Annotated in this window: 20 protein-coding genes; 10 read left to right on the top strand and 10 right to left on the bottom strand. The window is 73.7% G+C overall.

Annotation, left to right across the window (positions count from 1 at the left end):
* A partial coding sequence (locus tag ABYE80_RS06915; protein WP_372789534.1) for a carboxyl transferase domain-containing protein occupies positions 1 to 969 on the top strand: 969 nt, incomplete at its 5' end.
* Positions 970 to 1,038: 69 nt separating this feature from the next.
* Here the strand turns inward: ABYE80_RS06915 and ABYE80_RS06910 are convergent.
* The 3 genes from ABYE80_RS06910 to ABYE80_RS06900 are packed head-to-tail and all read right to left on the bottom strand — an operon-like array spanning position 1,039 to position 3,671.
* Positions 1,039 to 1,902 (bottom strand): alpha/beta fold hydrolase, encoded by an 864-nt coding sequence (locus tag ABYE80_RS06910; RefSeq protein WP_372789533.1) that lies wholly within the window; start codon positions 1,900 to 1,902, stop codon positions 1,039 to 1,041.
* Positions 1,903 to 1,954: 52 nt separating this feature from the next.
* Positions 1,955 to 2,614: a haloacid dehalogenase type II gene (locus tag ABYE80_RS06905; protein ID WP_372789532.1), complete on the bottom strand. Its 660-nt coding sequence runs from the start codon at positions 2,612 to 2,614 to the stop codon at positions 1,955 to 1,957.
* 19 nt (positions 2,615 to 2,633) lie between these two features.
* A complete protein-coding gene (locus tag ABYE80_RS06900) occupies positions 2,634 to 3,671 on the bottom strand; it encodes an NAD(P)-dependent alcohol dehydrogenase (RefSeq protein ID WP_372789531.1) in 1,038 nt (345 codons plus the stop codon).
* A gap of 116 nt (positions 3,672 to 3,787) precedes the next feature.
* On the opposite strand from ABYE80_RS06900, the gene ABYE80_RS06895 reads away from it, so the two are divergent.
* Genes ABYE80_RS06895 through ABYE80_RS06885 form a run of 3 tightly spaced genes read left to right on the top strand, consistent with a single transcriptional unit; the run spans position 3,788 to position 6,576 of the window.
* Entirely contained in the window at positions 3,788 to 4,474 is a 687-nt protein-coding gene (locus tag ABYE80_RS06895; protein ID WP_372789530.1) for a TetR/AcrR family transcriptional regulator C-terminal domain-containing protein, read from the top strand.
* Between the two features lie 32 nt (positions 4,475 to 4,506).
* The gene (locus tag ABYE80_RS06890; RefSeq protein WP_372789529.1) at positions 4,507 to 5,955 is read left to right on the top strand and encodes an NAD(P)/FAD-dependent oxidoreductase; all 1,449 of its coding nucleotides are present in this window, start codon (positions 4,507 to 4,509) and stop codon (positions 5,953 to 5,955) included.
* Between the two features lie 3 nt (positions 5,956 to 5,958).
* Positions 5,959 to 6,576 (top strand): TlpA family protein disulfide reductase, encoded by a 618-nt coding sequence (locus ABYE80_RS06885; protein WP_372789528.1) that lies wholly within the window; start codon positions 5,959 to 5,961, stop codon positions 6,574 to 6,576.
* Between the two features lie 34 nt (positions 6,577 to 6,610).
* Here ABYE80_RS06885 and ABYE80_RS06880 read toward each other — a convergent pair whose 3' ends face one another.
* A complete protein-coding gene (locus ABYE80_RS06880; RefSeq protein ID WP_372789527.1) occupies positions 6,611 to 7,237 on the bottom strand; it encodes a redoxin domain-containing protein in 627 nt (208 codons plus the stop codon).
* 7 nt (positions 7,238 to 7,244) lie between these two features.
* Positions 7,245 to 7,988, bottom strand: a complete 744-nt coding sequence (locus ABYE80_RS06875; RefSeq protein WP_372789526.1) for a cytochrome c biogenesis CcdA family protein — start codon at positions 7,986 to 7,988, stop codon at positions 7,245 to 7,247.
* 108 nt (positions 7,989 to 8,096) lie between these two features.
* On the opposite strand from ABYE80_RS06875, the gene ABYE80_RS06870 reads away from it, so the two are divergent.
* The 3 genes from ABYE80_RS06870 to ABYE80_RS06860 are packed head-to-tail and all read left to right on the top strand — an operon-like array spanning position 8,097 to position 9,299.
* Complete coding sequence (locus ABYE80_RS06870) at positions 8,097 to 8,378, top strand: anti-sigma factor (protein ID WP_372789525.1); 282 nt, start codon at positions 8,097 to 8,099, stop codon at positions 8,376 to 8,378.
* Positions 8,379 to 8,436: 58 nt separating this feature from the next.
* Positions 8,437 to 9,012 (top strand): RNA polymerase sigma factor, encoded by a 576-nt coding sequence (locus ABYE80_RS06865; protein ID WP_372789524.1) that lies wholly within the window; start codon positions 8,437 to 8,439, stop codon positions 9,010 to 9,012.
* Positions 9,009 to 9,299, top strand: a complete 291-nt coding sequence (locus tag ABYE80_RS06860) for an anti-sigma factor (RefSeq protein ID WP_372789523.1) — start codon at positions 9,009 to 9,011, stop codon at positions 9,297 to 9,299. Before ABYE80_RS06865 ends, ABYE80_RS06860 begins: the two co-directional genes overlap by 4 nt.
* Here ABYE80_RS06860 and ABYE80_RS06855 read toward each other — a convergent pair.
* Positions 9,293 to 9,856 (bottom strand): TVP38/TMEM64 family protein, encoded by a 564-nt coding sequence (locus tag ABYE80_RS06855; RefSeq protein ID WP_372789522.1) that lies wholly within the window; start codon positions 9,854 to 9,856, stop codon positions 9,293 to 9,295. The genes ABYE80_RS06860 and ABYE80_RS06855 overlap by 7 nt on opposite strands.
* Positions 9,857 to 9,900: 44 nt before the next feature.
* Entirely contained in the window at positions 9,901 to 11,925 is a 2,025-nt protein-coding gene (locus tag ABYE80_RS06850; RefSeq protein WP_372789521.1) for an FAD-dependent oxidoreductase, read from the bottom strand.
* A gap of 59 nt (positions 11,926 to 11,984) precedes the next feature.
* Between ABYE80_RS06850 and ABYE80_RS06845 the strand changes: the two genes are divergently transcribed.
* Positions 11,985 to 13,160, top strand: a complete 1,176-nt coding sequence (locus ABYE80_RS06845; RefSeq protein WP_372789520.1) for a DUF3179 domain-containing protein — start codon at positions 11,985 to 11,987, stop codon at positions 13,158 to 13,160.
* Positions 13,161 to 13,187: 27 nt separating this feature from the next.
* Here ABYE80_RS06845 and ABYE80_RS06840 read toward each other — a convergent pair whose 3' ends face one another.
* On the bottom strand, positions 13,188 to 13,766 hold the full coding sequence (locus tag ABYE80_RS06840) for a TetR/AcrR family transcriptional regulator (protein WP_372789519.1): 579 nt from the start codon (positions 13,764 to 13,766) through the stop codon (positions 13,188 to 13,190).
* An 89-nt stretch (positions 13,767 to 13,855) separates the two neighbouring features.
* Here ABYE80_RS06840 and ABYE80_RS06835 point away from each other — a divergent pair, with 89 nt between their 5' ends.
* Both ABYE80_RS06835 and ABYE80_RS06830 read left to right on the top strand, forming a co-directional pair.
* On the top strand, positions 13,856 to 14,701 hold the full coding sequence (locus ABYE80_RS06835) for an alpha/beta fold hydrolase (RefSeq protein WP_372789518.1): 846 nt from the start codon (positions 13,856 to 13,858) through the stop codon (positions 14,699 to 14,701).
* A gap of 61 nt (positions 14,702 to 14,762) precedes the next feature.
* Positions 14,763 to 15,092 carry a TfoX/Sxy family protein gene (locus ABYE80_RS06830; RefSeq protein ID WP_372789517.1) on the top strand — a complete coding sequence of 110 codons (330 nt, stop codon included), beginning with the start codon at positions 14,763 to 14,765 and terminating at the stop codon, positions 15,090 to 15,092.
* A gap of 23 nt (positions 15,093 to 15,115) precedes the next feature.
* Here ABYE80_RS06830 and ABYE80_RS06825 read toward each other — a convergent pair whose 3' ends face one another.
* The gene (locus tag ABYE80_RS06825; protein ID WP_372789516.1) at positions 15,116 to 15,541 is read right to left on the bottom strand and encodes a hypothetical protein; all 426 of its coding nucleotides are present in this window, start codon (positions 15,539 to 15,541) and stop codon (positions 15,116 to 15,118) included.
* 34 nt (positions 15,542 to 15,575) lie between these two features.
* Positions 15,576 to 16,823: cytochrome P450 (locus ABYE80_RS06820; protein WP_372789515.1), on the bottom strand; the 1,248-nt coding region annotated here is incomplete at its 5' end.

Here is a 16,823-nt window from a genome sequence, read left to right as displayed (position 1 = left end):
GCGATGATCGCGGGCGGTGGGCTCGGCCACGTCGAGCCCGACGACGTCGGGCCGGTCGAGGTCCAGGCCAAGAACGGGGTCATCGACGTGGTGGTGGCCGACGAGTCGCAGGCCGTGGCCGTTACGAAGCGGCTGCTCGGGTACTTCACCCACGGCACGCCGGGAGCGCCGTCGCCCCCCGTCGTCGTGCCCGACCAGACGCGGCTGCGCGATCTCGTCCCCGAGCGCGAGCGCCGTGCCTACAAGGTCGGTCCGATCATCGAGACGCTCGCTGACGAGGACTCGGTGACGTTCCTGCGTGAGCGGTTCGCACCGGAGATGACGACCGCGCTCGCGCGGATCGACGGCCGTCCCGTCGGGGTGATCGCCAACAACACGATGTACGCGGCCGGCGCGATCACCAGTGACGCGGCGGACAAGGCCGCCCGGTTCCTGCAGCTGTGCGATGCCTTCGGGGTGCCGGTGCTCTCGCTCGTCGACACGCCCGGGATGATGGTCGGGCCCAAGGCCGAGGCCACCGGACTCGTGCGACACACGTCGCGCCTGCTGGTCGTGGCGGCGTCGCTGCGGGTGCCGTTCCTCGCCGTCGTCCTGCGCCGCGGCTACGGCCTCGGCGCGCAGGCGATGACCGCCGGCAGCCTGCACGAGCCGCTGCTCACCGTCGCCTGGCCGACGGCGCATCTCGGTCCGATGGGTCTGGAGGGCGCGGTGCGGCTGGGTCTGCGCAAGGAGCTCGAGGCGATCGAGGACGAGGCCGAGCGCGAGCAGCGGGTGCGCGACGTGACCGCGATCGCCCAGGAGAACGCGAAGGCGATCAACGCCGCGCAGCTGTTCGAGCTCGACGACGTGATCGATCCCGCGGAGACGCGGGGCCTGATCGCCGCCACGCTGGCGGCGGCCCAGGGCCGCGAGGGCACCCCGCAGGACCACGCCGGCGCCACGCCGCGGCGCTTCATCGACACCTGGTGAGGGGGGCTGTGCCCCTCGTGGGCACAGTGTCTGCAGGTCTGCCTCAGGCCCCCGGACGGCGCGGTCGCCTCAGGACGCCGCGAAGTCCGCGACCAGCCGGGCGAGCGCCGGGGCCTGGTCCTCCTGCAGGAAGTGCTTGGCGGGCAGCCGGTGGATCGTCGGCGCGCCCGAGATGCGGCGCGCCGCCTCCCCGTAGCTGGCGATCTTCAGGGCGGGATCCTGCTCGCCCCACACGACCTGCACGGGGTAGGCGTCGCTGGACACGACACCGGTGTAGAGCGCGCGCTTCTCCGGGGTCCGCTCGAACCCGCGCATGATCTTGAGGAACGCGCGTCCTTTGTCGCCGCGCTTGAGCAGCTCCACGTATGCGTCGAGCTCCTCGCCCGGTACCGCCGTGCGATCGGCCACGCCCTGCAGACCCATCAGCATCCGGAAGGCCGGCTTGGTGAGGCCGCGCAGGTAGACCTCGCCGATGCCCGCTCGTGCGAACGGCTCCATCGACCACGGGCGCTTGAACGTGTCGACCTCGATGATCGTGTTCAGCACGGTGAGGGAGCGGATGCGGTCGGGCATCGCGGCGGCGAGTTCGAAGCCGACGGGGCCGCCGACGTCGTGCACGACGAGATGGAAGCGGTCCAGTCCGAGCGCGTCGACCGCCGCGACGCTGTACCGGCCCAACCCGGTCCAGGTGTAGTCGAAGTCCGGGGGACGATCGGCCAGCCCCAGGCCGGGCAGGTCGAACGCGACGCCGCGCAGCCCGCGTCCGGCGAGCTCGTCCAGCACCTTGCGGTACAGGAAGCTCGACGCCGGGACCCCGTGCATGCAGAGCACCGGGTCGCCGTCGCCCGCCTCGCGCACGAACCCCGTCACCCCGCCGGCGGCGAAGGCCCGTCCGGCGGACTGGTGCTTGGCCACGACCTCGGCGCTCGTCATGAGCCGATCCTACGCCGTACCCGGATCGCGGCGACCGGGGTGGGTGAACGGGTCACCCGTCACCGCACGCCACCTCGCCGACCAGCAGCCGGGCGACGGCGAGCAGGTCCGGGCCCTGGACGTGGGGCGGCGCCGCGGTCGCGGCGAGCACGCCCTCGCCCCGGGAGACCCAGGCCGCGCGCAGGCCCGCGCTTCGCGCCCCGGTCACGTCCCAGGCGTGTGCGGCGACCATGGTGATGTCGCCGGGCGGTACGTCGAGCTCCCGTACGACGTGCCCGTAGGTCGCGGGGTGCGGCTTGAACCTCCGGACCGCATCGACGCCGAAGACGTGGTCGAAGCGGTTGCGCAGTCCAGCGGCCCGGAGCGTGTTGGCACCGGCCTCCGCGCCGCTGTTCGTCAGCGCGGCGATCGTGCACCCGTGGTCGCGCAGGAGGTCGATCGCCGGCGCGGCGTCGGCGTAGGCATCGAGGGCCGCCGCCCGCCGGAGCGCCGCGTCGAGCCGCTGCGGGTCCAGGCCGGCGGCCGCGACCTCGAGCGCCAGCGCGTCGCGGAGGTGCTCCGCGAACGGCACGAACCGCTCGGTGATCGTCGCGGCCATCGAGCTGAGCACGGCACCGCGCAGGACGCGGAGCCCGAGCTCCGGGGCGTCCCACGAATCGCCGATCCCGGCGGGGTCGGTGAGCGTCCCGTTGACGTCGAAGAGGACGACCATGGGAGCAACGATCGCGGATCTACGTCCCGACCGTGACCACGACCTTGCCGCGAGCCTGCCCGGCCGCGAGGTGGCGCATCGCCTCGGGGGCCTCGTCGAGGCGATAGACCCGATCGACGGCGGGGACGACCTGGCCGGCCACGATCATCTCCAGGAGCCGCTCGAGTCCCGCGTGGTGCTCACGTGCGATGTACGTGGTCAGCCGCTGACCGATGAAGGGCGAGAGCGCAAGCGCGCGGAGCTGGCGGTCGGTGCCGCCGATCCAGCGTCCGCCGTCTTCGCCCCCGGTGATCACGAGGGTGCCGCGTGGGGTGAGCGCGCGGCGCAGGCGGGACAGCGACGCGTTGCCGCCGACGTCGAGGATGAGGTCGTAGCGGTCGCGGCCGTCCGCGAAGTCCTCGTGCGTGTAGTCGATGACGTGGTCGGCGCCGAGTTCGCGGACGAAGCCGGTCTTCGCGGTGCTGCTCACGCCGGTCACGGTCGCGCCGAGCGCCTTGGCGATCTGCACCGCGTAGCTGCCGACGCCTCCGGAGGCACCGGTGATGAGGACGTGCTGCCCGGCTTGCAGGCCGCCCACCTCGGTCAGGCCCTGCAGGGCGGTCATGCCCGAGACCGCGACCGCGGCGGCCTGCTCGAAGCTCAGCGTCGACGGCTTGTGGGCCAGCTTGTCCTCGCGGGCCGCGGCGTACTGCGCAAGGGACCCCTTCCCGATGCCGACCACCTCGTCGCCCGGGGCGAAGCGGGTGACACCCGCGCCGACGGCGGTCACGACACCGGCGAGATCGAGCCCGGGTACCGGGGTCTTGGGAGCGCGCAGGCCGAACCCGAGGCGCATGACGTAGGGCAGGCCCGTCATGAGGTGCCAGGTCCCGCGGTCGATGCCGGCCGCCCGGATCTCGACGAGCACCTCGTCGTCGGCGATCTCGGGGACCGCGATCTCGGCCTCGGCGAGCACGTCGGCGTCGCCGTAGCGCGGCTGGACGATCGCCCGCATGCGGTCGGGTGCGGCCTGCGCCGTCGCGGTGGCGTCGCGGTCGCCGACGGCGGATGGGGTCATGGAGGTCATTGGGGGGTCCTTTCGTGCGATGCGGGGGCTTACGGTGTAAGGCTATGGTCCTCAGGCTAACATACGCCGTAAGGTTGTCAACCCGTACCGCCCCCACGAGCGCCCGCATGCCCGACCCCACTCCCACAGCCACCGATCCCAGCCCGGCCGCGTCGCGCGACCCGCTCAGCCGTGAGCGCGCGCTCGCCGCAGCCGTCGCCCTGGCCGACGCCGAGGGGATCGCCGCGCTCTCGATGCGGCGGCTCGCCCGAGAGCTCGGCGTCGAGGCGATGTCGCTCTACCACCACGTGGCGAACAAGAGCGACATCCTCGACGGCATGGTGGATGCGGTGTTCGGGGAGGTCGAGCTGCCGCCCGAAGGGGCCGCCTGGCGCGACGCGATGCGCAGGCGTGCCGCCTCGATGCGGACGGTGCTCGCACGTCACCCCTGGGCGATCGGCCTCATGGACTCCCGGACCTCGCCCGGCCCCGCGACGCTGCGCCACCACGACGCGGTCATCGGCTGTTGCCGGACCGCCGGCCTCACGGTGGCGATGAGCGCGCACGCCGTCTCGCTGATCGACAGCTACGTCTACGGCTTCGCGCTGCAGGAGGCCGCGTTGCCGTTCCAGGACGGCGACGACCTCACCGGACTCGTCGACACGATCCTGCCCCCGGCCTTCCGCGACACGTACCCGCATCTCGCGGAACTGACCGCCGAGCACGTGCTGGCGCCCGGATACAGCCACGGTGCGGAGTTCCTCTTCGGCCTCGACCTGGTGCTCGACGGTCTCGCAGCCCGGGCCGGGATCTGAACCCTCGGGCGCCCGCGGGGGTCCCACGAACCATGAGCCGCGAACCACGCTACGACCTGGTGATCCTCGGCGGCGGGACCGGGGGGCTGGTGAGCGCGATGATCGCGGCCGGCATCGGCGCCCGCGTCGCCCTCGTGGAAGCCGATCGCACCGGCGGCGACTGCCTGTGGACAGGCTGCGTGCCCTCCAAGAGCCTGCTGGCGGCCGCGGACCTCGCTCACGCGATGCGTCACGCCGACCGCCTCGGACTCACCCCCGCGAGCCCGACCGTGGACCTCGCCCGGGTCATGGAGCACGTCCGCGCCGCCCAGTCGCAGATCGCCCCCCACGACTCGCCGGAGCGGCTGCGGGCCGCGGGCGTCGAGGTGCTCGAGGGCACCGGTCGGTTCGCGGGACCGGACGTGGTCGCCGTCGGCGATCGCCGTCTGCGCTTCCGGCGGGCCATCGTCGCGACCGGCTCGGCCGCGGTCGTCCCGCCGATCCCCGGGCTCCGGGAGACGGACCCGCTGACCAACGAGACGGTCTGGGGCCTGACCGAGGTGCCCCCGCGGCTGGCCGTGATCGGCGGCGGGCCGATCGGCTGCGAGCTCGGACAGGCGTTCGCGCGACTGGGATCGGACGTGACCATCATCGACGTCGAGGACCGCGTCCTGCCGCGCGAGGAGCCCTTCGCCTCCGCCGCCCTCGCCGACGCCCTGCGGGCCGACGGCATCACGCTGCGCCTCGGCGCACGGGTCGAGCAGGTCGACGGCCACCAGGGTGCCGCGACGCTCACGCTCGGCGGCGTCGATCCTGGGAGCGTGGTCGCCGATCGGATCCTCGTCGCGGCCGGGCGGCGTCCCCGCATCGAGGACCTCGGGCTCGAGACCGTGGACGTTCGTGTGGAGCGCGGGGCGATCGCCGTCGACAGCACGTTGCGCACGAGCAACCGCCGCGTCCTCGCGGTGGGCGACGTGATCGGGGGCCTGGCGTTCACGCACGTCGCCGCCCACCACGCCCGGGTGGCGACGCTCAACGCCCTCTTCGGTCTGCGCCGGCGGGCCGACGCGGCGCCGATCCCGTGGGTGACCTTCACGGATCCCGAGGTCGCCCACGTCGGGCTCACCGAGGCGCAGGCCCGTGAGCGGTGGGGAGCACGCACGGTCATCGCGTGCTCGAGCTACGACCAGGTCGACCGCGCCATCACCGCGCGGGAAACGGTCGGAGGCGCGCGGCTCGTCGGCGATCCCAAGGGCCGTCTCGTCGGGGCCACGCTCGTCGGGCGCGGGTCCGGCGAGTCGATCGCCGAGCTGACGGCATGGATCGCGATGGGCGAGAAGCTCGAGCGCGTGTCGCAGACGGTGCACGCCTATCCCACCTACGCGGAGGCGGCGGCCCGGGCAGCGGACGAGCACCTGCGGGCGCGCTTCGCGACCCCACGTGTGCGCCGGCTGCTCGCGCCGGTCCTGGCGATCGCGCGGCGGCTGCCGCGGCGCGGGTGAGCCATGCGTGACCGCACCTTCGCGGCGGGCGTGGTGGCGAGCCTCGCCGCGACCGCCCTGATCCTCGTCCTCGGGACGTCGGGCAGGTCCGCGACCGATCCGGGCCTCGCGCTCACGCCCGTTCCCGAGCGCCCCGGAGCCGCGGTCGCGCGGGCGGCGGACGCTCCCACGCCGCGCGACCCGCGCGTGCGATCCGAGCTCCGGCGGCTCGCGGCCCAGGGCGGGAAGATCCTGGACGAGCGGATCGCCGACCGCCTGGCTCGGCTGCGCGGCGTCCCCGTGGTCGTGAACATGTGGGCCTCCTGGTGCCCGAGTTGCCGCTCGGAGTTCCCGGCCTTCGCGACCGTCAGCGACCGGTACCGCGGCAAGGTCGCGTTCCTCGGCCTCGACGCCGGAGACGACCGCGGCGAGGCGGAGAGGTTCCTGCGCGAGTTCCCGCTCCCGTACCCGAGCGTCTTCGACCCGCGGTCCGCGCAGTCACGCGCGATCGGCGCAGGGCGAAGCTGGCCGACGACGGTGTTCTTCGACGCCCGCGGCAAGCGCACGTTCGTACGGCAGGGCGGCTACACCGGTACCCGGCTCCTCGACGCCGACGTGCGGACCTACGCCCTGGCTCGCTGATGAGCCGGGGTGGGCACGACGCCCGCCCCGGGAGCTAGATCCGCGCTGCGATGTCGAGCACCTGGGCCTCGTCGATCGGGCCGAACCACTGACCACGCGCCACCCCGTCGCGGTCGAACAGCATCGCGGCGGGCTGCCCGCGGATGCCGAGCTGCTGCCAGGACTTGAAGCTGGGGTCGTACAGCATGCGGGGGGTTCGCAGGTCGTGCTCGCGGACGAAGTCCCGGGCCTCCCGCACCGAGTCCTGCGTCCCGAGCCCCACGACCTCGACGGTCCGCTCGTTGGCCTTGGCGAACCTCTCGACGTCGGCGGCCTCGGCATTGCAGGACGGGCAGTGCGGCGCCCAGAACCAGACGAGGACCGGCGTGTCGCCGCTGGCCAGGTCCGCGACGTTGACCGTGCCGCCGGCGAGGTCCTGCACGGTGACGTCGGGCAGGGACGGTCCCTTGGGCGGGGCCTTCTCGGTCTCCGGAGCCGTCGTCGTCTCCGGGGCCTCCTGGGCATCGGGTTCGGCGGGTGTCGTCGACGGGGTGTCGGGCGTGCTCGCCGCGGCCGCATCGGCGCGCGGTGGTGTCGCGTCCTCTGTAGCGGAGCTCCCGCACGCCGTCAGGACGGCGACGCACATCAGGGCGATCAGGGGCAGGATGGAGCGTCGGGCCATGTGGTGGTCACACCTCGTTGAGGAAGGTGATGCCCAGGCTGTCGAGCAGCTGCTGGGCCTCACTGTTGAGCTGGACGAGATTGCCCGTCCAGATGAGGACGCCCATGGCGATGAGCACGAGGCCCCCGGTGGTCAGGACGGCGCCGTAGTGGCGCTTCACGACCGCGAAGGTCGCGGTCGCTCGGTCGAAGAAGATCGCGGTGGCCAGGAAGGGGACGGCGAGCCCTGCCGAGTACCACGCCATCAGGTAGGCGCCGCGGCCCGCGGACTCGGTCAGTGCCGCGGCGGTCAGGATCGCGCCCAATGTCGGACCGACGCAGGGCGTCCAGGCGATCGCGAACGCCGCGCCCGCGAGGACCGGGCCGCCGCGCCCGGCCCGTTCCAGCAGGCCGCCGACGTGCCACTCGCGGTTCAGCATCGGGACGAAGCGCGCGGCGACGAACACGACGCCCAGGGTGATGATGATGGCCGCCGAGATCTTCTCCAGCGTGGCGCGCTCGGTCTGCAGGGACTTCCCGATCCCCGTCGCGGTCACGCCCAGGGCCACGAAGACCAGGGAGAACGTCGCGACGAACAGCAGGCTGGGCACCAGGACCCGTCGCAGCGAGGCACGCTCGCGCTCCCCCGGGGCCACGCCGCTGATGGCGGACAGGTAGCCGGGCACGAGCGGCAGCACGCAGGGGGACAGGAACGAGATCATGCCGGCCGCCATGGCGGCCAGGACGCCGACTCCGGCGGACGGGTCGGTCATGCGCCGTGGTTCGCGATCACACCGTGTGTGACCCGCCGGACCGGCAAACGATTCCGTCCGGATGCCGCGAACCGTTGCGGACCGCGGCGGGTCAGACGGTTCGTGTCCGTGTTGAGCCGCATGTACCGCGATCATCGCTTCGCGCAGCGGCGGATGTCGGACGCCCTCGACGAGGCGCTGACGCCGCGGCAGCAGGCCCGGTTCGCCCGGCACGTGGCGGACTGTCCCGAATGCGGGCCGCTGCTGCGCTCGCTCATCCGCCTGCGCGGCGTCCTGCGGAGCATCGCCACCCCGTCCGTGCCGCCCGAGCACTCCGTCGTCCCGGGTGTGCTGCAGCGGCTTCGCGACGAGCCCGGGCCGGGGTCCGCGCCTGCCCGCGGGAGTCCGTGACCGAGGGCTCGCACGCGTCGCGTGACAAGCTATGGGGGATGCCGACGAGGCACCCACGGTGACGCCGGTACCCGCGTCTGAGGACGCAGATCTCGTCGCCCGCGCCAAGCAGGGCGACAGGCTCGCGTTCGAGGACCTCGTGCGGCGGTACGCCGATCGCCTGCACGCCGTCGTCCTGCGCCTGGTCGACGACCGCCACGACGCGGAGGAAGCGACCCAGGAGGCGTTCCTGCGGGCGTGGCGCTCGATCGACCGGTTCAAGGGCGACAGCCAGTTCTTCACGTGGCTGTACCGGATCGGCGTCAACGAGGCGCACCGGCTCACCGGTCGGCGTGCGGCCAGGCCGGCCGTCTCGCTCGACGAGCAGGACGTGCCGCCGGCCGACCCGGCGCTCGGGCCCGATGCCCGTGCGCAGCACGACGATCTCCGCGCGGCGCTGGAGTCGGCCATCCGCGCGCTCGACCACGACTACCGCGCGCCGCTCGTGCTCCGGGACGTCGAGGGGCTCAGCACGGCGCAGGCGGCGGCGATCATGGGGCTCGGCGAGGCCGCGTTCAAGAGCCGCCTGCACCGGGCGCGCCTGGCGGTCCGCGACGCCGTGAGGGACCATCTCCCGCAGGAGCCCCGCGCATGATCACGGCGATGCTGCGACACCCGTTCGCCTTCCGGCGCGACCATCGCTTCACGATGGAGCACGCCTCCGAGTTCCTGGACGGCGATCTCCCGCCCGACGAGCTCGCTCGTGTCGAGGGCCACGCCCATGCGTGCCCGATGTGCGCGCGCTTCCTCGCGAGTCTCCGTCGCACGGTCAGGGCGATCGGCGGCCTTCGTCACACCCCCGCGGGCGCGGACGCGGACGCCGTGACCGAGGCGGTGCTGGCGCGTCTGCGCGCCGAGGACGACGCCGAGCCCGGTCACTGAGCAGCCGTGGAGCGCGCCGAGGTGCGCCGTCCACGGATCGTCGACACCGCGATCAGCGCGATCACGGCGCCGAGCGAGATCACGAATCCGGTCGAACCCGGAGCGGTGATCGAGTCGCCGAGCGCGACGAACGCGACCGTCCCGGGGATGATGCCCAGCGCGGTTCCGATCGCGTGATCGCGGCGGCCGACCGCGGACAGCCCGAAGGCGTAGTTCAGGGCGTTGAAGGGCACGACGGGCGCGAGGCGCAGCGTGACCACGCCGCCGATCCCGCGGGCGCCGATCCAGGCATCGGCCGCGCCACCCCGCCTGCCGAGCAGGCGCTTGGTGCGCTCCCGGCCCAGGCGGCGCGCGATCTCGAAGGCCGTGACCGCGCCGGCGGTCGCCCCGGCCAGGGTGAGCGCGACGCCGAGCACCGGACCGAACAGGGCGCCCGCGGCGAGCGACGGGATCGACCCGGGGACGAACGCCACCGTGAGGACGACGTAGGCGAGTACGAAGGTCACGGGACCGAGCACTCCCGTCGCCTCGACGAGCGAGCGCAGCTGATCGAGCATCACCCGGTTGGACCCGCTCCTGCCCGGATCGGTTCAGGTGTCCCTCACAGGCGCGCTGCCAGCGCCGTCGCCTGCGCGATGGCACGCTTGGCGTCGAGCTCCGCGGCGACGTCCGCTCCGCCGATGACGTGCACGTCGACCGCGGCGGAGCGCAGGGGGTCGATCAGCTCGCGCCGCGACTCCTGCCCGGCGCAGACGACGATCGCGTCGACCTCGAGCACCCGCTCGTGGCGGTCGTCCTTCGGTCCGACGGTCACGTGGAGGCCGTCGTCGTCGATGCGGTCGTACCGGGCGCCCGCGATGAGCTCGACGTCCTTGTGGGCCAGCGCGGCTCGGTGGACCCAGCCCGAGGTCTTGCCGAGCCCCGCCCCGAACCGGCCGGTCTTGCGCTGCAGCAGGTGGACCTGGCGTGCCGGTGCGGTCGGGGCGGGCGCCGTCACGCCCCCGCGGTGCTGCTCGGGGTCGGCCACCCCCCACTCCGCGTTCCAGGCCGGGAGGTCCAGGGACGGTGAGGCGCGGGTCACCAGGAAGTGGCTGACGTCGTACCCGATCCCGCCGGCGCCGATGACGGCGACGCGGTCACCGACCGGCGCGCCCGTCAGGGCGTCCGCGTAGGAGCAGACGCTCGGATGGTCGATACCGGGGATGGCGGGCCTCCGCGGCACGACGCCGGTCGCCAACACGACCGCGTCGAAGTCACGCAGACGGGCGGCGTCCGCCTCGGTCCCGAGGTGCAGGAGCACGCCGCTGCGCGCGATCAGGCGGTCGAAGTACCGCAGGGTCTCGTGGAACTCCTCCTTGCCCGGCACGCGGGCCGCGAGGAGGAACTGGCCACCGATCTCGGACTGCGCCTCGAACAGCTCGACGGTGTGCCCGCGGCTCGCGAGCGTCGTCGCGCAGGCCAGGCCGGCCGGTCCGGCTCCGACGACCGCGATGCGCTTCGGGTCAGCCGTGGGCTCGATCACGAGCTTGGTCTCGTGGGCGGCGCGCGGATTGACGAGGCACGTGGCGGTCTTCTTGCGGAACGTGTGGTCCAGGCAGGCCTGGTTGCAGGCGATGCACGTGTTGATCTCGTCGGCACGGCCGGCGGCGGCCTTCGCGACCCACGACGGGTCGGCGAGGAACGGGCGGGCCATCGAGACCATGTCCGCCTCCTCGGCGGCGAGGATCGCCTCGGCTTGGCCGGGCATGTTGATGCGGTTGCTCGCGACGATGGGGATGCCGACCTCGGGCCGCAGCCTCGCCGTGATCCAGGTGAACGCGCCGCGCGGAACCGAGGTGACGATGGTGGGCACGCGTGCCTCGTGCCAGCCGATCCCGGTGTTGAGGATCGTGGCGCCCGCCCCCTCCACCTCATGGGCGAGCGCGACGACCTCCTCCCAGGTCTGGCCCTCGGGCACGAGGTCCAGCAACGAGATCCGGTAGACGACGATGAAGTCGGGGCCGACCGCTTCCCGCACGCTCGCCACGACCTCGACCGCGAACCGGCGACGCCGCTCGGAGGTGCCGCCCCACTCGTCGGTGCGGCGGTTCGTGCGCGGGGCGAGGAACTGGTTGATCAGGTAGCCCTCGCTGCCCATGATCTCGACGCCGTCGTACCCGGCCTCCCGGGCGAGCGCGGCGCTGCGCGCGAAGTCGGCGATCGTGCGGCGCACGGTCGCGCCGCTCATAGCTCGGGGGCCGAACGGCGTGATGGGCGACTTGACCGCCGACGCCGACTGCGAGAACGGGTGGTAGGCGTAGCGGCCGGCGTGCAGGAGCTGCAGGGCGATCTTGCCGCCCTCCTCGTGCACGGCGTCGGTGATCGTCCGGTGGCGATGGGCGGCACGCGTGGTGGACAGCTCCGAGGCCAGCGGGAGCAGCCACCCGGTGCGGTTGGGCGCGTAGCCGCCGGTGACCATCAGGCCGACGCCTCCACGGGCCCGCTCGGCGAAGTACTCGGCGAGCCGGCCGGTGTCCCACGCCCGATCCTCGAGTCCGGTGTGCATCGAGCCCATCAGGACGCGGTTGGCCAGCGTGGTGAAACCGAGGTCCAGCGGGGCGAGCAGGTGCGGGTACGGTGCGCTCATCGGCGGTCAAGCCTGACGCATTCGGTGAACCGTGCACCCGGCGCCCGGGTCCAACAGCCATGCGATCGATCCGCCACGCACTGGTGCCCGCCGTGGCCGTGGCGGCGGTGCTCGCCGGGTGCGGCGGGGCGTCGAGCCCGCCGACCGAGGTGGCTCGCCCGTCCGCCGAGGTGGCCTCGGCGCTCGCCTCCCGGGGCATCGACGCCGCGGCGTGGCGCACCGACTTCACGCGAGCGTCGGTGCCGCTGTCGGAGTTCCGCTCCGGCGGCCCGGGCAGGGACGGCATCCCGCCCGTCGACGATCCGAGATTCACGACCGTGGCCCGGGCGTCGAAGGAGCTTCCGGCGCGCGAGCCGGTGCTCGTCGTGGAGGGCCGGAAGACGGTGAGGGCCTACCCGCTTCGCATCCTCGTCTGGCACGAGATCGTCAACGACGAGCTCGACGGCGTGCCGATCGCGGTGACCTACTGCCCGCTGTGCAACTCCTCGGTGGTGTTCGACCGCCGGGTGGACGGGCGCACGCTGCGCTTCGGCACGACGGGGTCGTTGCGGAGGTCCGATCTCGTGATGTGGGACGACCGCACGGAGTCGTGGTGGCAGCAGATCACGGGCGAGGCCGTCGTCGGGACCCTGGTCGGCAGGCGCCTGCGACAGCTGCGCTCCCTGACGCTGTCCGCGGGTGAGCTCCGGCGCACGCACCCCGACGCGGAGGTCATGACCCAGGACACCGGTCACGAGCGCGACTACGGACGCAACCCCTACGTCGGGTACGACGAGGCGGCCAGCGAGCCGTTCCTGCTCGAGGGGCGCGCGGATCGGCGACTGCAGCCGAAGGAACGGGTGCTGGCGGTCCGGCGGGGACGCGACGCGGTCGTCCTTCCGATCGCGCTGGCCCGTCGCCGCGGCGTGGTGCGCTTCGAGGCGTTCGGGCGGCAGGTGGTGGCCCTGTACGCCCCCGGCGTGGCGTCTGCCCTGGACGCGGAGGAGATCCGGAAGGCTCGCGACGTGGGGACCGCGGCGCTGTACGAGCCGCGGGTCGACGGTCGGCCGCTGTCCCTGCGCCCGGCCGAGCAGCCGGGGCAGTTCGTCGACCGGGACGGCACGGTCTGGGACATCGCTGGGCGGGCCGTGTCCGGTCCGGGTGCCGGGGGCCGCCTCCCGGCCGTGCAGCACGATGAGCAGTTCTGGTTCGCGTTCGCCGCGTTCCTCACCGGCGAGGTCGAGATCGTCCGCTGAGGTGCCTTCCGTGTCGCGGCGCAGGGGTCAGGGCGCCGCGGCCTGCCGGACCAGATCGGCGGCCAGGCTGCCGGCGTCGCGCAGCGGCTGCGCCGATCCGTGGACACGCGCGCGCACGAGGGCTCCCTCGAGCAGCGTCATCACGTGCCCGGCCAGGGCCGGCGCGCGGCGCCGGGGAACGCCGCCGGCGGCCAGGCGGTCGGCGAGCTCGTCCTCCCAGCGTCGGAACGCCGTTCGCGACGCCGTGGTGAGCGCCGGCGACTCGTGCGCCGAGGCGACGGCCACGCTGGCGACCGGACACGCGGTCTCGTAGCCGCTGGCCTCCATGAGCGCGGCGCTCGTCGAGAAGAGCCGCTCGATGGCTCCGGCGGGCGTCCGGGTACTGGCGAACGCGTAGGTGATCGCGGCGGCGACGGCGTCGGACCCGGCCTCGATGGCGGCGACCCCCAGCTCCTCCTTCCCGCCCGGGAAGTGGTGGTGGATCGACCCCCACGGCGCCTGCGCCTCCTCGACGAGTCCGCGCCACGAGGTGGCGTGGTAGCCGTCGCGCTGGAACAGCCGCGATGCGGTCTCGATCATCCGTTGCCGGGTGTCACCTGGGGGCATCGCCCGACTCTACCGCTTGACTAATACGCATGTACTAGTCACAGTGCATCCACTGGCAAGTAGTACGACCGTATTAGGAGGAAGTCGGGATGATCGAGACGCTGACGTTGGACGCCGGTCGGGCGGTCCGAACGCGACGGGCGCCGGGACCGGTCGGCGATGCGCCGCCGCTCGTGCTGCTCACCGCATGGCCACAGACGCTGCGCTGCTGGGACGGCCACTGGGATGCGCTGGCAGCCCGGCACCCCCTGCTGGCGATCGAACCCCCCGGCTTCGGCCGGGCGCCGCTGCCGACGCGCGAGGTCATGCGCCCGAGCGCCCAGGCGGCGGCGGTCGCGGAGGTGCTCGATCGTCTCGGTGTCACCCAGGCGATCGTCGTCGGACCGGACGTCGGCGTGCCGATCGCACTGCGCCTCGCGCAGGACCGGCCCGACCTCGTCAGCGGACTCGTCCTCTTCGACGGGCCTGCGTCCTTCCCCCCGCGTGTGTCATGGGAGGGACGGGTGCTCGTCCGGTCGGCGCTGGCACGCCGGGTCGCGTCGATCGCCGGCGTGCCGTTCGCGCTGGAGCTCGTGCGCCGCGGCTACCGCCGGCGCCACCCGCCCCGCGCGGTCGTGTTCGATCACCTGCGGTCGGTCGCGTCACCGCGACGCTTCGCTGCGCAGCTCGCGTTCGTCGGCTCGTACCCCACGGAGCTCCCCGCCATCGCGGCGCGGCTCACCGAGGTGGACGTCCCGGTGCTCGTCACCTGGGGCGAGCAGGACCCGTTCGTGCTGCCCGCCGAGGGTCGCGCCCTGAGCGCCGCGCTTCCGAACGCGACCTGGTCCCCCCTCGCCGGGTGCGGCCACTACGCGCACGAGGACGCCGGGACGGCGTTCACCGAGCTGCTCGTGGGCTGGGTGCGGGAGGTCGCCCCGGTAGGGGTGGCCGCCTGAGCCGCTCCGGCAGTGACGGCGGGGCGTCGTGCGCGGTCGGACACGGCGCTAGGCTCGCCGCATGGCCTACTCGGAGGAACTGGCCGATCGGATCCGGGACGTCATCGGCGCCCGCAGCGGCGTGACCGAGCGCAGGATGTTCGGCGGTGTCGTCTGGATGATCGACGGCAACATGGCCGTCGGGACCCTCGGCGAGGACCTGATGGTCCGGGTGGGCGCCCAGGACACCCAGCGGGCGCTCACCGAGCCGCATGTCGGCCCCATGGACTTCACCGGCAAGCCGCTGAAGGGGTTCGTCCGCGTCGCGGCAGAGGGGATCGCCGACGGGGTGCAGCTGGCGGGCTGGATCGACGTCGGGGCGGACTACGCGACGTCGCTGCCGCCGAAGTAGCGGTGGCGCGGCCCGCCGGCGGGTCAGCGCGCGGTCCGTCGGGCCCGCCGCGCGGCGGCCGCGATGCCGCAGAACCCGACGGTCGTCGCGGTGAAGCTCGCCGTGACCGCGGCGATGTAGGCGGGGTGCTCGTCGATGTCGGGCTTGAACGCGAGCGGCAGGAAGGCCATCGCGTTCGTCCACGCTCCGACCCGCAGGGCGTTCGTCGCGGTGCGGGATGCGTCGGGTGCGGCGAGCCCGGCCGCGATCGATGCGGTCCCCAGCGCGGCGAGGTCGAGGTGCCACTGCCGGATGCGAGGGACGCTCTTGATCCCGAGGGACCGGGCGACATCGGGCTGCTGCCGGCAGAGGGTGTAGACCCAGCCCGTCAGGGCCGCCGCCGCGAGCTCGGTCGCTCCCGAGGCGACGAGCGGCGAACGGCCGGGATGGTTGCGGGGATCGGTGGGCACCGGCCGAGGATACGCGGGCCGGCCGCCGTCGGACTCAGCCGGTGCGCAGGGTGACGCGCCCGCCCCGCGCCGGCACGATCGTCACGCTCTGCAGGCGTGGCGCCTCCGGGGGCCCTGCCGGCTCGGGCACGGCACGGCGCAGGACCTCGCGCAGCACGACCTCCAGCTCGAGGTTCGCGAGCGCGGCGCCGAGGCAGCGCCGCACGCCGCCGCCGAACGGGGTCAGCGCGTAGGGGGCCGGCTTGCCCTCGAGGTGGCGGTGGGGCCGGAACCGGGTCGGGTCGGGCCACAGGTCCGGGTCGAGGTGCATGGTGCTGAACAACGCCGACACGTAGGCCCCGGCCGGCACGGGACGCCCGCCGAGCTCGGTGTCGGCGCGGGCGATGCGGATCGCGTCGAAGACGGGCGGACGCAGGCGCATGGACTCCTTGATCGTGGCCTTGAGCAGCTCGCCGGAGCCGGCCCGGATCTCGTCGCGCAGCTCGTCGCGGACGTCGGGGTGGTGGGCGAGCAGGTGCAGCGTCCAGGCCAGGGCGGTCGCGGTCGTCTCGTGGCCGGCGACGACCAGCCCCATGAGCTCGTCACGGAGCTCGGCGTCGGTGAAGCCGCGGTCCTGCTCGTCGCGGGCGCCGAGCAGGACGGACAGCACGTCGTCGCGGCCGTCGGTGCCGTCCTCGGCCCGCCGCGCGGCGATCTCCTCGTGCAGGAGCGCGTCCACCGCCGCACGTCGTCCCGCGAGGACGCCCCCGGGTGACCGCCGGCCGAGGTCGCGGCGCGTCACGGCGGGCGCGAAGAGCAGGGCGAGCATCGCCGGCGCCATCAGCGCGTCGAGCGCTCGGCGGAAGGCGTCCACGCGCTCGGGCCGGTCGAGGCCGAACACCACCCGGAGGATCACGTCGAGCGTCAGCCGCTGAGCCCACGGACGCGCGGCGGCGGGACCGGCGTTCGCGAGCGCCGGGACGCTCGCCTCGGCGAGCGTGCGCACGCGGTCCTCCCAACGGGCGATGCTGTCCCCGTGGAAGGCGGGGAGCAGCAGCCGCCGGTTGCGGAGGTGCTGGGGTGGGGGCGTGAGGATCAGCGAGTGCTCGCCGACGATCGGGCCGAGCAGCGCGGCGGCATCCCCGGCGGCGAACCGCTCATTGTCGGTGAGCACCTCGCGCACCGTCGCCGGGTCGGTCGCGCACACGATCCCGGCGCGGTACGGCAGGAGCCGCAGGGTGAACACCGGTCCGTGGTCGGCGCGCAACCCGGACGGGTACCCGAGCGGGTCGCGCAGCATGCG

The organism is Paraconexibacter sp., from assembly GCF_041602235.1.
Lineage (GTDB): Bacteria > Actinomycetota > Thermoleophilia > Solirubrobacterales > Solirubrobacteraceae > Paraconexibacter.
The sequence above is the reverse complement of the archived record's forward strand: the minus strand, read 5'-3'. Positions and strand labels throughout refer to the sequence as shown.

Coding starts and splice junctions, on each gene's coding strand:
- ABYE80_RS06910 (WP_372789533.1), bottom strand. CDS start 1,902: ATGACGAGCGCCGAGGTCGTGGCCAAGCACCAGTCCGCCGGACGGGCC.
- ABYE80_RS06905 (WP_372789532.1), bottom strand. CDS start 2,614: ATGGTCGTCCTCTTCGACGTCAACGGGACGCTCACCGACCCCGCCGGG.
- ABYE80_RS06900 (WP_372789531.1), bottom strand. CDS start 3,671: ATGACCCCATCCGCCGTCGGCGACCGCGACGCCACCGCGACGGCGCAG.
- ABYE80_RS06895 (WP_372789530.1), top strand. CDS start 3,788: ATGCCCGACCCCACTCCCACAGCCACCGATCCCAGCCCGGCCGCGTCG.
- ABYE80_RS06890 (WP_372789529.1), top strand. CDS start 4,507: ATGAGCCGCGAACCACGCTACGACCTGGTGATCCTCGGCGGCGGGACC.
- ABYE80_RS06885 (WP_372789528.1), top strand. CDS start 5,959: ATGCGTGACCGCACCTTCGCGGCGGGCGTGGTGGCGAGCCTCGCCGCG.
- ABYE80_RS06880 (WP_372789527.1), bottom strand. CDS start 7,237: ATGGCCCGACGCTCCATCCTGCCCCTGATCGCCCTGATGTGCGTCGCC.
- ABYE80_RS06875 (WP_372789526.1), bottom strand. CDS start 7,988: ATGACCGACCCGTCCGCCGGAGTCGGCGTCCTGGCCGCCATGGCGGCC.
- ABYE80_RS06860 (WP_372789523.1), top strand. CDS start 9,009: ATGATCACGGCGATGCTGCGACACCCGTTCGCCTTCCGGCGCGACCAT.
- ABYE80_RS06855 (WP_372789522.1), bottom strand. CDS start 9,856: ATGCTCGATCAGCTGCGCTCGCTCGTCGAGGCGACGGGAGTGCTCGGT.
- ABYE80_RS06850 (WP_372789521.1), bottom strand. CDS start 11,925: ATGAGCGCACCGTACCCGCACCTGCTCGCCCCGCTGGACCTCGGTTTC.
- ABYE80_RS06845 (WP_372789520.1), top strand. CDS start 11,985: ATGCGATCGATCCGCCACGCACTGGTGCCCGCCGTGGCCGTGGCGGCG.
- ABYE80_RS06840 (WP_372789519.1), bottom strand. CDS start 13,766: ATGCCCCCAGGTGACACCCGGCAACGGATGATCGAGACCGCATCGCGG.
- ABYE80_RS06835 (WP_372789518.1), top strand. CDS start 13,856: ATGATCGAGACGCTGACGTTGGACGCCGGTCGGGCGGTCCGAACGCGA.
- ABYE80_RS06830 (WP_372789517.1), top strand. CDS start 14,763: ATGGCCTACTCGGAGGAACTGGCCGATCGGATCCGGGACGTCATCGGC.